The following is a 13,439-nucleotide window of genomic DNA, read 5'->3' on the forward strand; positions in this document are numbered from 1 at the left end:
ATAGAACCCGCGGCGGCGGTGCCCAAACTGCCGCGCAACGCCCGAAAAGTCAACCTGACCCCGACGGTAAGTCATTTCAGCAACTTATTGATGCGAAGGAATTTTTTGCGTCTACGCTGAAGTTGGATCCGATTTTCCGAGTTGGTTTTCTACTGATTGTTTGTGATGAGGTGTTCATGAGTCAGGCGTTTCTCCCCTTCTCTCGCCCCAGTATCGGTGATGAAGAAATTGCAGCCGTAGAGCAAGTATTGCGTTCCGGCTGGATCACTACCGGGCCGAAAAACCAGGCACTCGAAGAGCAATTTGCACAGTACGTTGGCTGCCGGCATGCGGTTGCCTTGTCTTCGGCCACCGGCGGCATGCACATCACCCTGCTGGCGTTGGGTATTGGTCCGGGCGACGAGGTGATCACGCCATCGCAGACCTGGGTCTCGACCGCCAACATGATCTCGCTGATCGGCGCCACGCCGGTGTTCGTCGACGTCGACCGCGACACACTGATGACCGACGCTGCCCGCATCGAAGCCGCCATCACCCCGCGTACCAAAGCGATTATTCCGGTGCATTACGCCGGCGCGGCTTTCGATCTCGATCCGCTGTACGCCCTGGCCGACAAACACGGCATCGCGGTGATCGAAGACGCTGCCCACGCCGCTGGCACCCGTTACAAGGGCCGTCACGTCGGCGCTCAGGGCACGGCGATCTTTTCTTTCCACGCGATCAAGAACATGACCTGTGCCGAAGGCGCGATGTTCGTCACTGACGACGAAGCGCTGGCCAGTCGTGTGCGCATGCTCAAGTTCCATGGTCTGGGCGTTGACGCCTACGACCGTCTCACCGGTGGCCGCAAGCCGCAGGCGCAGGTGATGGAACCGGGTTTCAAATACAACCTGGCCGACATCAATGCGGCGATTGCCCTGGTACAGCTGCAGCGTCTGGACGCGATCAACGCCCGCCGCACCGAGTTGGCCGCTGCTTACCGGCAAAAGCTCGAAGGCTTGCCGGTGCAACCGCTGGCCCTGCCCGACTACGCGCAAACCCACGCCTGGCATCTGTTCATCCTGCGCATCGGCAGCGAGCGCTGCGGCATGGACCGCGAAGCCTTCATGAAGGGTTTGCAGGATCAGGGCATCGGCACCGGCATCCATTTCATCGCCACCCACCTGCACACCTGGTACCGCCAGCGTGACCCCGATCTGTATCTGCCCAACACCGAATGGAACTCGGCGCGGCTGTGCTCGATTCCGTTGTTCCCCGACATGACCGATCAGGACCTTGATCGCGTGGTCGGCGCCATCGCCACTCTTATGGACAAACGCCCGTGAAACCTTACCCAATCCGTTGTGTGTCGATCGTCATCCCGGTCTACAACGAACAGGACAGCCTGCCGGAACTGTTGCGCCGCACCGAAGCGGCGTGCCGGATGCTGCGCCACGACTACGAAATCGTCCTCGTCGACGACGGCAGCCGTGACGAGTCCGCCAATTTGCTTGAGGAAGCCGCGAGCCGCGAAGACAGCCCGTTTGTGGCGGTGATCCTCAACCGCAACTACGGCCAGCACGCGGCGATCATGGCCGGGTTCGAGCAGTGCAAGGGCGACGTGGTGATCACCCTCGACGCCGACCTGCAGAACCCGCCGGAAGAAATCCCGCGCCTGGTCGCCGAGGCCGAAAAAGGCTACGACGTGGTCGGCACAGTGCGCGGCAATCGTCAGGATTCGGCGCTGCGCCGCTACCCGTCGAAACTGATCAACCTCGCCGTGCAACGCTCAACCGGCGTTGCGATGAGCGACTACGGCTGCATGCTCCGCGCTTACCGCCGCACGATCATCGACGCGATGCTCGCCTGCCGTGAGCGCAGCACATTCATCCCGATTCTGGCCAACAGCTTCGCCCGCCACACCACCGAAATCGTCGTCGCCCACGCCGAGCGTGAGCATGGCGATTCGAAGTACAGCCCGATGCGTCTGATCAACCTGATGTTCGACCTGATCACCTGCATGACCACCACGCCGCTGCGTTTGCTGAGCATCGTCGGTTTCACCATGGCCGGGCTCGGTCTGCTGTTTGCGTTCGCGCTGATTGTCATGCGTCTGGCTTTTGGTTCCGGCTGGGCCGGTGACGGCATGTTCGTGCTGTTCGCGGTGCTGTTCGTGTTTACCGGTGGCCAGTTCATCGGCATGGGCCTGCTCGGCGAATACCTGGGACGCATGTACAGCGACGTGCGCGCCCGCCCGCGTTTCTTCATTGAAAAGGTCCTGCGCAGCCACCCCGCTACGCCGGCGCCGGCCGTCACCGTTGATGGTCTGTCCTCTACTCCGTCTACAACTTCTACTACCGGTCAGGTTCTCTCATGAGTGCAAAAACTGTTGTCTTCGCTTACCACGATATCGGCTGCGCCGGCATTCAAGCCCTGCTTGACGGCGGCTTCGACATCGCCGCGGTGTTCACTCACGCCGATGACCCGAAAGAGAACGCTTTCTACGCCTCGGTCGCGCAATTGTGTGCAAACAAAGGCATTCCGGTGCATGCGCCGGAGGACGCCAATCACCCACTGTGGATCGAGCGCATCGCCAAGCTCGACCCGGATTACATTTTCTCCTTCTACTACCGCAACCTGCTGAGTGAGGCGCTGCTGGCCACCGCAAAAAAAGGCGCGTTCAACCTGCACGGCTCGTTGCTGCCACGCTACCGGGGTCGCGCGCCGGCCAACTGGGTGCTGGTCAACGGCGAAACCGAAACCGGCGTGACCCTGCACCGCATGGTCAAACGTGCCGATGCCGGCGCCATCGTCGCCCAGCAGCGCGTGGCCATCGAGCGCAGCGACACAGCGTTGAGCCTGCACGGCAAACTGCGCACCGCCGCCAGCGATCTGCTGCACGACACCCTGCCGGCGATGCTGCAAGGCAAGATCAGCGAAACCGTGCAGGACGAAACCCAAGCCACGGTGTTCGGTCGCCGTACCGCAGCGGACGGCAAACTGGTCTGGGCGCAACCCGCCGAGCAGCTGTTCAACCTGGTCCGCGCCGTGACTCAACCGTACCCGGGCGCCTTTTGCGCCGTGGGCGAGCACAAACTGATTGTCTGGAGCGCCGAAGTTGCCAAAGGCAACGAAGGCCAGGCGCCGGGCCGGGTGATCAGCGTCGATCCGCTGCGCATTGCTTGTGGCGAAGATTCGTTGGTGATTCTCTCGGGGCAGCGCAACGACAACGGTCTGTACCTGAGCGGCCCGCAACTGGCCAACGAACTCGGTCTGGTCGACGGCTCGCTGCTGCGCGGCGCCGAGTCCGGCCGTGGCCCACGTCGCACTCGCGTGCTGATCCTCGGCGTCAACGGTTTCATCGGCAATCACTTGTCCGAGCGTCTGCTGCGTGATGACCGCTATGAAGTCTATGGTCTGGATATCGGCTCCGACGCCATCGAGCGTCTGCGCAGCCATCCGCGTTTTCACTTCGTCGAAGGCGACATCAGCATTCACTCCGAGTGGATCGAGTACCACATCAAGAAGTGCGACGTGGTCCTGCCGCTGGTGGCCATCGCCACGCCGATCGAATACACGCGCAATCCGCTGCGGGTGTTCGAACTCGACTTTGAAGAAAACCTCAAGCTGGTGCGCTACTGCGTCAAATACAACAAGCGCGTGATCTTCCCGTCGACCTCGGAAGTCTATGGCATGTGCCAGGACAAGAACTTCGACGAAGACAAATCCAACCTGATCGTCGGGCCGATCAACAAGCAGCGCTGGATCTACTCGGTGTCCAAGCAACTGCTCGACCGGGTGATCTGGGCCTACGGCGCCAAGGGCCTGAATTTCACCCTGTTCCGGCCTTTCAACTGGATGGGCCCGCGTCTTGATCGTCTGGATTCGGCGCGCATCGGCAGCTCCCGGGCAATCACCCAACTGATCCTCAATCTGGTGGAAGGCACGCCGATTCGTCTGTTCGACGGCGGTGAGCAAAAACGTTGCTTCACTGACATCGCCGACGGCGTCGAAGCACTGGCGCGGATCATCGATAACGACAACGACGTCTGCAACGGCCAGATCATCAACATCGGCAACCCGGACAATGAAGCGAGCATCCGCCAGTTGGGCGAAGAGTTGCTGCGCCAGTTCGAAGCGCATCCGCTGCGCCACAACTTCCCGCCGTTCGCCGGTTTCCGCGACGTCGAGAGCAAGGCGTTCTACGGCGCCGGTTACCAGGACGTCGAACACCGCAAACCGAGCATCGCCAACGCCAAGCGCCTGCTGGACTGGACGCCGACCGTGGAAATGCGCGAGACCATCGGCAATACGCTGGACTTCTTCTTGCGTGAAGCCATGCTCGAAATCGCGGAGCACTCGAACAAAGAGGCAGGCTGATGCAGGCCGGTCTACGCATCGACGTCGATACCTTTCGCGGCACCCGTGAGGGTGTGCCGCGTCTGCTGGAAATGCTCGACGAAGCGCAGATCAAGGCAACGTTCTTCTTCAGTGTCGGCCCGGACAATATGGGCCGGCATCTGTGGCGCCTGATCCGCCCGCAGTTCCTCTGGAAGATGCTCCGTTCCAACGCGGCCGGCCTGTATGGCTGGGACATTTTGCTGGCCGGTACCGCGTGGCCGGGCAAACCGATTGGCCGCGAACTCGGGCACCTGATGCGTCAGGCCCGAGACGCCGGGCATGAGGTCGGCCTGCACGCCTGGGATCACCACGGCTGGCAGGCCAATGCCGGGCGCTGGAGCGATCAGCAACTGATCGAGCAGATCCGTCAGGGCGTCGACACCTTGAGCGACATTCTTGGCGAGAAGGTCACCTGTTCGGCCGCTGCCGGTTGGCGTGCCGACGAGCGCGTGATTGAAGCCAAGCAGGCGTTCGGCTTTCGCTACAACAGCGATTGCCGAGGCACGCGAGTGTTCCGTCCGCTGCTGGCTGACGGCACACCGGGCACGCCGCAGATTCCGGTGGATCTGCCGACCTTCGACGAAGTCGTCGGCCCCATCGTTGCGGCGCGGGATTTCAACCGCTTCATCCTCGATCACTTTCTGCCGCGACAACTCAACGTCTACACCATTCATGCCGAAGTAGAAGGGATTCTGATGGCTCAGGACTTTCGTCAACTGCTGGCCGATGCGCGCCAGCGCAACATCGACTTCACCCCGCTGGGCGACTTGTTGCCCGAGTTCTTCAACACCTTGCCCGTGGGGCGCGTGCAGCGCGGCGCCCTCGATGGCCGCGAAGGCTGGCTGGGAGTGCAAGGCGCATGACTAAACGCTGGACACTGCCGCTGCTGTTGTTGGCGATCTGTCTGCTGGCCTACCTGCTGCCGCTGGGCAGCCATGGCTTGTGGATTCCCGACGAGACCCGCTACGCACAGATCAGTCAGGACATGCTGCTGAGCGGCAACTGGGTGTCGCCGCATTTCATGAGCCTGCGCTATTTCGAGAAGCCGATTGCCGGCTACTGGATGATCGCGCTGGGGCAGGAATTGTTCGGTCAGAACCTGTTTGGCGTGCGCTTCGCTTCGGCGCTGAGCACGGGTTTGAGCGTGTTGCTCTGCTACCTGATCGCCCGGCGCCTGTGGAACGAGCCGCGCAAAAGCTTCGTCTGCGCCCTGCTCTACATGAGTTTCACCGTGGTTGCCGGGCAATCGGGCTACGCCAACCTCGATCCGCAATTCACCTTTTGGGTCAACCTGAGCCTGGTGGCGCTGTGGTTTGCCGTCGACAGTCAAAGCAGCGGTCAACGCATGGCCGCGTGGGCTGTGCTGGGATTCGCCTGCGGTATGGGCTTCATGACCAAGGGTTTTCTCGCCTGGGTGTTGCCGGTGCTGATCGCCTTGCCGTGGATGCTTTGGCAAAAACGCTGGCGCGAACTGCTGCTGTACGGCCCGGTGGCGATTGCTGTGGCGATCATTGTCAGCTTGCCGTGGGCGCTGGCGGTGCATGCGCAGGAACCGGACTACTGGCGGTTCTTCTTCTGGCATGAACACATTCGCCGGTTCGCCGGGGACGATGCCCAGCACGATGCGCCGTGGTGGTTTTATCTGCCACTGCTGGTGGCGTTCAGTCTGCCGTGGGTGGGGTTGTTGCCGACTGCTTTCAAGCAGGCATGGCAGAGCCGTACTCAGCCCAAAGTGGTGTTTCTGTTGCTGTGGTTGCTGATGCCGCTGGCGTTCTTCAGCCTGAGCAACGGCAAACTGCCGACGTACATCCTGCCGTGCCTGTTGCCGATGGCGTTGTTGCTCGGCAACGTGCTGGCCGATCGCCTGCGGCTGGAGCAAGGTCGAGCGTTGGGCATCAATGGTTTGCTGAATCTGGTGCTCGGAATCGCGGTGCTGATTGCGCTGGTGTATGTGCAGCTGACGCGGCCGATTTATGACCATGAACTGCACAGCCTGGTGCTGGTGTTCATCGCGCTGATCGGCTGGATCATCGCCAACCTGTTGCAAGCCTTCCTGCCCTTGCAATGCTGGGCGGCGCCGGCCTTCGGCAGTCTGTTGCTGATCGCGCTGTTGCCGGCGGCATTGCCAAAATCGGTCATCGCCAACAAGACACCTGATCAGTTCATCAAGCATCACGTCAGCGAACTGGCGCAGGCCGAGCATCTGTTGAGCAACGATCTAGGCGCCGCGTCGGCCCTGGCCTGGCGGCTGAAACGCCCGCAAGTGGGGTTGTACAACACGATAGGCGAATTGAAATATGGCCTTGCCTATCCTGACGGTATTCAACAACGGGTCGATCCCGAACAGGTTCAACAGTGGATGCGCGAGGCGCGCCGCAGCGGTTCGGTCGGCGTGGTGATGCGCGTCAAGGGGCAAGACGAACTGGACGAAATCGACAGACTGCCAAAGGACGGCGTGCGTTATGAGCAGGGCAACCTGGTGATCATGATTCTGCCCAAGGAGGCGTCATGAGCCTGTTGCTGCTGTTGCTCGCCTGCCTGCTGACCTGCCTCGGGCAGGTCGCGCAAAAGTACGCCGTGGAAAGTTGGCGCGGTGTCGAGTCGTCCTGGGCCGACAAACTGCGCTCGCCGTGGTTGTGGCTGGCGTTGCTCGCGCTGGGCTCGGGCCTGCTGGTCTGGCTGTTGGTGCTGCAGCGTCTGGAAGTCGGCATCGCCTACCCGATGCTCAGCCTCAACTTCGTGTTGATCACCCTGATCGCGCGCTTCGTTTTCCGTGAACCCATCGACCGTCAGCATTGGCTTGGCGTGGCGCTGGTGATCGGCGGCGTGGTTTTGCTGGGGCAACAATCATGAACCAGCGTCGTGGAATCACCTTCGCCATGGGCAGCGTGTTGTTGGTCAGCGCCGCACAACTGGGCATGCGCTGGAGCATGACGCGCCTGCCGGCGCCGGACCATTGGCTTGCGCTGGACAGTATCGACCTGCGTGCGCTGGCGGTTGTTGTCGCGGCGATCGTCGCCTACGCACTGTCGATGCTCTGCTGGCTCGCCGCCCTGCGCGATCTGCCGCTGGGCCGCGCCTATTCGCTGCTGAGCATCAGCTATGCGCTGGTGTACCTGTTGGCGGCCAGCCTGCCGCTGTTCAACGAATCCTTCAGTTTCACTAAATCACTGGGCGTGGCGCTGGTCATGCTCGGGGTCATCACTATCAACACTCGTCCGGCTCGTGCGCCCGAATTCAGGAGTGCTCCATGAAAATCACAGTATTTGGTAGCGGATATGTCGGCCTGGTGCAGGCCGCAGTACTGGCTGAGGTCGGCCATGACGTCGTGTGCATGGACGTCGATCAAAAGAAAGTCGACCTGTTGCGCCAGGGCCACGTCAGCATCTTCGAACCGGGGCTGGCCAGTCTGGTGCGTGAGGGCCTGGATTCGAAACGCCTGCTGTTCACCACCGATGAAAAACTCGCCGTGCAGCACGGTCGGGTCGCATTTATCGCAGTCGGCACACCGTCCCGTGAAGACGGTTCGGCGGATCTGCGTTATGTGCTTTCGGTCGGCGACGCGATTGCCCGGCATCGTGAACAGCCGTTGATCATCGTGGAGAAATCCACGGTGCCAGTGGGCACCGGCGACACCCTGCGCACGCACATCGAAAAGGCCCTGATCAAGGTCGGTCGCCTGCTGCAATTCGATATCGTCTCCAACCCGGAGTTTCTCAAGGAAGGCTCCGCCGTCGCGGATTGCCGCCGGCCGGATCGCATTGTTATCGGCTGCGAAGGCGATGAAGTGCGCGATGTCATGCGCGACTTGTATTCGCCGTTCAACCGCAACCATGACCGCATCATGTTCATGGACCTGCGCAGCGCCGAGCTGACCAAGTACGCGGCCAACTGCATGCTGGCGACCAAGATCAGCTTCATCAACCAGATCGCCGAACTGGCCGAACACCTCGGTGCCGACATTGAGTCGGTGCGTCAGGGCATCGGTGCCGACACGCGCATCGGCTATCACTTTATCTACCCGGGTTGCGGCTATGGCGGTTCGTGCTTCCCGAAAGACATGCGCGCATTGATCCACAGCGCCGAAGAAGCGCACTGCTCCAGCGATCTGCTGCAAGCGGTCGAGGCGATCAACCAACGGCAGAAACACAAGCTGTTCGAGCGCATCAACGCGTTCTACAAGGGTGATTTGCGCGGCAAGACCTTCGCCCTGTGGGGCCTGGCCTTCAAGCCCAACACCGATGACATGCGCGATGCACCGAGCCGGGTGTTGCTGGAAGAATTGTGGGCGGCCGGTGCCAGCGTGCGCGCATTCGATCCGGAAGCCATGCAGGAAACCCAGAGTCTCTACCCGGATGAGTCGAAACTGATGCTGATGGGTACGCCTGAATCGGTATTGCCCGGCGCCGATGCGCTGATCATCTGCACTGAATGGCAGCAGTTCAAGGCGCCGGATTTCGACCTGATCAAGCAGCGTCTCAACACACCGGTAATCTTCGACGGTCGCAACCTGTATGACGCCGAGCGCCTGGCGCGCAACGGCTTCCAGTATTTCCCGATGGGCCGTGGCGAATCGCGCAAGTTACCGATCCCGCTGCAACAGTGGCCGCACGCGTCCGACGTCGCTTGATTACGCTGACGCCTGCCATTCGCCGGCAGTCCCTGATCGCAGGGCTGCTGGCGTTTTTATTGTTGATCGCCGGGGTCTACGGGCAGGCCCCTATCGGTTTTGATTCACGTTTTGTGCTGTTCGCGCAGGAAATGCTGCGCCACGGGCCGACGGTGTTTCCCACCACTTACGGTGAGCCGTACGCGGACTACTCGGCGCTGTCGACGTGGTTTGTCTGGCTGCTGTCGCTGCCGTTCGGCACGGTCAACGCCTTAACCGCCTGGGCGCCGAGCGCTGTCGCCGGGGCCGTGATGGTGACGTTGATGTATCGCCTGCTCGCGCCGTATTCGCGGCGTTGGGCGCTGATCAGCATTGCCTTGCTGATGCTCACCGGCACCTTCGTCACTGAAGTGCGTGCGGTGTCGCAGGACCTGATGCTCGCCGCTGTGGCGTTTGCCGTGTTCTATCTCGGTTATGCCCATGATCATTTCAGTGGTGGACGGCGCTGGTCGCTGATCTTTGTGTTGCTACTGCTCGGTTTCGGTATTCGCGGGCCGATCGGGCTGGTGGTGCCGACCGGGATGCTGTGCAGTTATTACCTGCTCAATCGGCAATGGTCGCGATTGCTGATGTTCGGCGGGCTCGCGGCGCTGTTGCTGGTGGCGTGCGTCGGGCTGTTGTTGTGGCTGGCGCAGGTCAGCGGTGGTCCGGGGTTCATGCAGGACGTGATCCGCATGCAGTTCATGGGGCGCATGGACGGCAGCGAGGGTGTCAGCGGTTCGTTGTATTACTTCACCAGTTCACTCGGCAACTACGCGCTGGCGTATCCCTTGGCCTTATTGGCGTTGGCTTGCGCATGGCTGAGCAAACCGCACCAGCGCGGGCCGGCCTTGCGCCTGGTGCAATATTGCGCGGCGGCGGGGTTGATCGTGATGGTCGGGCTGTCGATCCCGCAGGCGAAGAAGGCACGGTATCTGCTGCCGATGTTGCCGATGGCGGCGATCATCGCGGCATATCCGTTTCAGGTGGCGCACGGTCGCGTGTTCGTCTGGTTGCGCGGCCTGATTCAAGGGCTATGGCTGCTGACGCCGGGGTTGTTGATGGTGGTGTTGCTGGTTGCGCGGCGGCGGGTTCCGGAGTTGCAAATTGGGTTGGCAGGCGTGTTGATCGTGCTTGGCGTGCTGCAAGCGTTTGCATTGTCGCGCCTGTTGCAGCCGCGCTGGCGTGCCGAGGTCATGGCATTCAGCGCGGTGCTGGCGTTGTGGGCGGTATATGCCATGGTGTTCGAACCGGTTGAGCGGCAGATGTACGACACCCGCACCTTCAGTCGTGAAGTGTTCGCCCAGGTTCAACAAAACCCGGCGCCACTGGTGCTGCACGGCATGGGCAAAGATGCCAAAGCGATCAAGTTCATGGTCAACCTCGAACAGGATCTGCAACCGCAGTTCAGCGAAACCGTGCAGGATCTGGAAGCACTCAAAGGCCCGGCGTGGCTGATGATGGATCGCAATGACTTCAAGGCACTCGCGGGCACGCCGCTGCAAACGCTGGAACCGGTGTTGAGTGGGCGTTTCGATAAAAACGACTATGTCCTGCTGTGGCTGAAACCGTAATCTGTCGGGCTTTGCTCGACAGGACTCGTCCCGACATGACTTTCATCGTCCGCCGCGCCAGCCCTGCTGACGCGGCCGCCCTCCCCGCCATCGAACGCTCGGCTGCCGGGCTGTTTCGTCTCGACCCTAACCTCGCCTGGCTCGCCGACGCCGAAGTGCCAGATAGTGCGCAACATGTGCAGGCCATCGAGCAGATGTGCGTTTGGGTGGTTGAAGGTGCTGACCAGTCACTGGCGGGGTTTCTTCGGGCACTGGAAATCGACAGTCAATTGCACATCGAAGAGCTGTCGGTGAGTCAGGATTTTCAGGGGCAAGGCATGGGGCGTGCGTTGGTATCAGCGGCCATTGAGCACGCGCGTCAGATGCAATTGCAGGCCGTAACCCTGACCACCTTTCGCGACCTGCCGTGGAATGCGCCGTTCTATCAGCGCCTCGGGTTTATCGTGCTCGGCGCTGAAGACACGCCACCGCATCTGCTGACCGCCCTGCAAACCGAAATCAACCACGGTTTCCCCGGCGAAAGACGTTGCGCGATGCGCCTGCCACTTCCCTGACAACACTCAAAACCAGCTCCTACATGGGCATGTCGGTGTGTCAGGTTGACCGCCGGGCGAGAGCCGGGGAGGATGACGGCGCGCCTCTCGCATTTGAAATAAGGACGTTGACCTCTTCGTGGCCACCTACTCGCGCCTCATTCGCCGACTGATGATCAGCTCGCTGACCGTCGTCGTCAGCCGTGCCCTGATCAGTCCGCTGCTGACCCTGTTCCTCAGCAACAAACTCGGCCTCAACCCGCAGGACGTCGGCCTGCTGCTGGGCGTCGCAGTGTTCAGCGCGACGCTGTTGTCGCTGTACGGCGGCTACATCATCGACAAACTCGACAAGCGTCAGTTGCTGATTGTGACGATGCTCTCCAGCGGTATCGGCCTGATGCTGCTGACCTTCGCGCAGAACCTGTATCTGGTCACCCTGGTGCTGATCATCAGCGAGACCGCGTCGGCGCTGTTCCTGATCTGCTCCAAGGCGATCCTCAGTGAAAACCTGCCGGTCGGCCAGCGGGTCAAGGCGTTCTCGCTGAATTACACGCTGACCAATATCGGCTATGCGGTTGGGCCGATGATCGGCGTGGTGATTGCCGGCATCCAGCCTTCCGCGCCCTTCATCGTTGCCGGCGCGATTGCCATTGGCAGTATTTTTCTGCTGCTCGGCGCCGCGAAAGAGGCCAGCCCGATCTCGCCAGTCGGCCAGCCACAAAGCTTTTTGAATACGCTGATCATCCTCAAGAACGATCGCACGATGATCCTGTTCACCCTCGGTTGCCTTCTCAGCACGCTGGTGCACGGGCGTTTCACGTTGTACCTGTCGCAATACCTGCTGGTGACCCACACCCAGCAACAGACGCTGGACACCATGGCCGCCCTGCTCGCCTGCAACGCGATCACGGTGATCCTGTTGCAATACCAGATCGGCCGCTTGCTCAAACGCGAGTACTTGCGCCAGTGGATTGCCGGTGGCACGGCGTTGTTCATTGTCGGTCTGATCGGTTTCAGCCTGGCCGACAGCCTCGTGGGCTGGTGCGTGGCGATGTTCATCTTCACCTTGGGCGAAATGATCATCTACCCGGCGGATTTCCTCTTCGTTGATACGCTGGCCCCAGAGGAGTTGCGTGGCAGCTACTACGGCGCGCAGAACCTGGCGGCACTCGGCGGTGCGGCGAGTCCGGTGATGTGTGGATTCCTGCTGATGCACACGCCGGCGCCGAGCATGTTTTACGCGCTCAGCGCGTTGGCGGCGTTGGGCGGTTATCTGTGTTTTGTCAGCGGCCGAAGAGTGGCGTCAGTTCAAAAATAATGCACTGAAACTGCATTAATATGAATTTGTCAGCATCGTGAATGATCGGCACACTGTGCACGTTCCTCCCCCAATGTTGGAACACTTCGAGGGCTTTCCGGATTGCCGGACAGTCCTTTTTTTTGCCCGCAATTTTTTACAGGATCTGATCTGCATGCTTGCTCGCTGGTTGCCCGCCGCCATCAACACCCGCCCCACCGAATGGAGCCGCGCCGCCATCGGCATGGCCTTGGGCACGCTGTTCAGCGTTTGGCTGTGTGCGCAGGTGTTCGGTCATGACGTGGCCTATCACCTGATCGGCCCGTTGGGTGCGTCGGCGGTGTTGCTGTTCGCTGTGTCGTCCGGTGCGCTCGCCCAGCCTTGGTCGATTCTCGGCGGTTACTTGTGTGCCGGTGTCGTCGCATTGTTGGTGGCCCACGTGCTCGGGCGAACCCTTGGCAGCGCGTGTCTGGCGGCGGGCATGGCGTTGATTCTGATGTGCTGGCTGCGTTGCCTGCATCCGCCGGCCGGTGCCTTGGCGTTGACGCTCGTGTTGGCAGATCCGGTGACCATCGCCATGGACTGGACAGCCATGGGGCCGGTGATGCTCGGCGCTGCGTGCATGCTGCTCAGCGCCCTCGCTTACAACAACCTGACGCGGATTCGTTATCCGAAACGTGCTGCCGATCCCGCACCAACGGTGGCACCGGTCGACAGTCAGGCGATCACCGCTGAAGACTTGAAACTGGCACTGGCGGACATGGAAGCGTTCATCGACATCACCCCCGAAGACCTCGAACAACTGATCCACACCAGCGAACAGCACGCCAAACGGCGCAGCATCGGTGAAGTCTTCACACGTTAGCCGCTGAGATCCCTCGCCACAAAGGCGATCTTGTGTCTAAGGTAAAAACGCAGACAGACCCTGCACATATCCCCGTTGTACAGGGCAAATTTGCACTGTTACGATCCGCTAACGCTCGCGCGCGAGCTTCTCGAATAAAGAC

The 13,439-nt window shown here is 61.1% G+C and carries 12 protein-coding genes; all 12 read left to right on the plus strand.

Features of this window, described 5'->3' with window-relative positions:
* The first annotated feature begins 176 nt into the window (after nt 1-176).
* The 12 genes from arnB to ACVVH8_RS15035 all read left to right on the plus strand — a co-directional run bounded on the left by arnB (nt 177) and on the right by ACVVH8_RS15035 (nt 13,297).
* The gene (gene arnB, locus ACVVH8_RS14980) at nt 177-1,325 is read left to right on the plus strand and encodes a UDP-4-amino-4-deoxy-L-arabinose aminotransferase (RefSeq protein ID WP_475224486.1); all 1,149 of its coding nucleotides are present in this window, start codon (nt 177-179) and stop codon (nt 1,323-1,325) included.
* Nucleotides 1,322-2,356, plus strand: a complete 1,035-nt coding sequence (arnC, locus tag ACVVH8_RS14985; RefSeq protein WP_103302022.1) for an undecaprenyl-phosphate 4-deoxy-4-formamido-L-arabinose transferase — start codon at nt 1,322-1,324, stop codon at nt 2,354-2,356. The genes arnB and arnC overlap by 4 nt, the downstream gene beginning before the upstream one ends.
* On the plus strand, nt 2,353-4,359 hold the full coding sequence (arnA, locus tag ACVVH8_RS14990; protein WP_475224489.1) for a bifunctional UDP-4-amino-4-deoxy-L-arabinose formyltransferase/UDP-glucuronic acid oxidase ArnA: 2,007 nt from the start codon (nt 2,353-2,355) through the stop codon (nt 4,357-4,359). The genes arnC and arnA overlap by 4 nt, the downstream gene beginning before the upstream one ends.
* Nucleotides 4,359-5,243 carry a 4-deoxy-4-formamido-L-arabinose-phosphoundecaprenol deformylase gene (arnD, locus tag ACVVH8_RS14995; RefSeq protein ID WP_315445463.1) on the plus strand — a complete coding sequence of 295 codons (885 nt, stop codon included), beginning with the start codon at nt 4,359-4,361 and terminating at the stop codon, nt 5,241-5,243. Before arnA ends, arnD begins: the two co-directional genes overlap by 1 nt.
* A complete protein-coding gene (gene arnT, locus ACVVH8_RS15000; RefSeq protein ID WP_475224492.1) occupies nt 5,240-6,892 on the plus strand; it encodes a lipid IV(A) 4-amino-4-deoxy-L-arabinosyltransferase in 1,653 nt (550 codons plus the stop codon). Before arnD ends, arnT begins: the two co-directional genes overlap by 4 nt.
* Nucleotides 6,889-7,233 carry a 4-amino-4-deoxy-L-arabinose-phosphoundecaprenol flippase subunit ArnE gene (arnE, locus tag ACVVH8_RS15005; RefSeq protein ID WP_401296298.1) on the plus strand — a complete coding sequence of 115 codons (345 nt, stop codon included), beginning with the start codon at nt 6,889-6,891 and terminating at the stop codon, nt 7,231-7,233. Before arnT ends, arnE begins: the two co-directional genes overlap by 4 nt.
* Nucleotides 7,230-7,634: a 4-amino-4-deoxy-L-arabinose-phosphoundecaprenol flippase subunit ArnF gene (gene arnF, locus ACVVH8_RS15010; RefSeq protein WP_103302027.1), complete on the plus strand. Its 405-nt coding sequence runs from the start codon at nt 7,230-7,232 to the stop codon at nt 7,632-7,634. The genes arnE and arnF overlap by 4 nt, the downstream gene beginning before the upstream one ends.
* Entirely contained in the window at nt 7,631-9,010 is a 1,380-nt protein-coding gene (locus tag ACVVH8_RS15015; RefSeq protein WP_103302028.1) for a UDP-glucose dehydrogenase family protein, read from the plus strand. Before arnF ends, ACVVH8_RS15015 begins: the two co-directional genes overlap by 4 nt.
* Entirely contained in the window at nt 9,007-10,602 is a 1,596-nt protein-coding gene (locus tag ACVVH8_RS15020; protein WP_475231189.1) for an ArnT family glycosyltransferase, read from the plus strand. The genes ACVVH8_RS15015 and ACVVH8_RS15020 overlap by 4 nt, the downstream gene beginning before the upstream one ends.
* A gap of 35 nt (nt 10,603-10,637) precedes the next feature.
* Nucleotides 10,638-11,156 (plus strand): GNAT family N-acetyltransferase, encoded by a 519-nt coding sequence (locus ACVVH8_RS15025; RefSeq protein ID WP_475224494.1) that lies wholly within the window; start codon nt 10,638-10,640, stop codon nt 11,154-11,156.
* 118 nt (nt 11,157-11,274) lie between these two features.
* Complete coding sequence (locus ACVVH8_RS15030; protein ID WP_475224497.1) at nt 11,275-12,453, plus strand: MFS transporter; 1,179 nt, start codon at nt 11,275-11,277, stop codon at nt 12,451-12,453.
* A 154-nt stretch (nt 12,454-12,607) separates the two neighbouring features.
* On the plus strand, nt 12,608-13,297 hold the full coding sequence (locus ACVVH8_RS15035) for an HPP family protein (protein ID WP_475224499.1): 690 nt from the start codon (nt 12,608-12,610) through the stop codon (nt 13,295-13,297).
* The last annotated feature ends 142 nt before the right edge of the window (nt 13,298-13,439 follow it).

It is taken from the genome of Pseudomonas trutticola BRTCR10 (genome assembly GCF_056155105.1).

Excerpts from the sequence above, each read along its gene's own strand:
- arnB (WP_475224486.1), top strand. The coding sequence starts at position 177 with ATGAGTCAGGCGTTTCTCCCCTTCTCTCGCCCCAGTATCGGTGATGAA.
- arnA (WP_475224489.1), top strand. The coding sequence starts at position 2,353 with ATGAGTGCAAAAACTGTTGTCTTCGCTTACCACGATATCGGCTGCGCC.
- arnD (WP_315445463.1), top strand. The coding sequence starts at position 4,359 with ATGCAGGCCGGTCTACGCATCGACGTCGATACCTTTCGCGGCACCCGT.
- arnT (WP_475224492.1), top strand. The coding sequence starts at position 5,240 with ATGACTAAACGCTGGACACTGCCGCTGCTGTTGTTGGCGATCTGTCTG.
- arnE (WP_401296298.1), top strand. The coding sequence starts at position 6,889 with ATGAGCCTGTTGCTGCTGTTGCTCGCCTGCCTGCTGACCTGCCTCGGG.
- arnF (WP_103302027.1), top strand. The coding sequence starts at position 7,230 with ATGAACCAGCGTCGTGGAATCACCTTCGCCATGGGCAGCGTGTTGTTG.
- ACVVH8_RS15015 (WP_103302028.1), top strand. The coding sequence starts at position 7,631 with ATGAAAATCACAGTATTTGGTAGCGGATATGTCGGCCTGGTGCAGGCC.
- ACVVH8_RS15025 (WP_475224494.1), top strand. The coding sequence starts at position 10,638 with ATGACTTTCATCGTCCGCCGCGCCAGCCCTGCTGACGCGGCCGCCCTC.
- ACVVH8_RS15035 (WP_475224499.1), top strand. The coding sequence starts at position 12,608 with ATGCTTGCTCGCTGGTTGCCCGCCGCCATCAACACCCGCCCCACCGAA.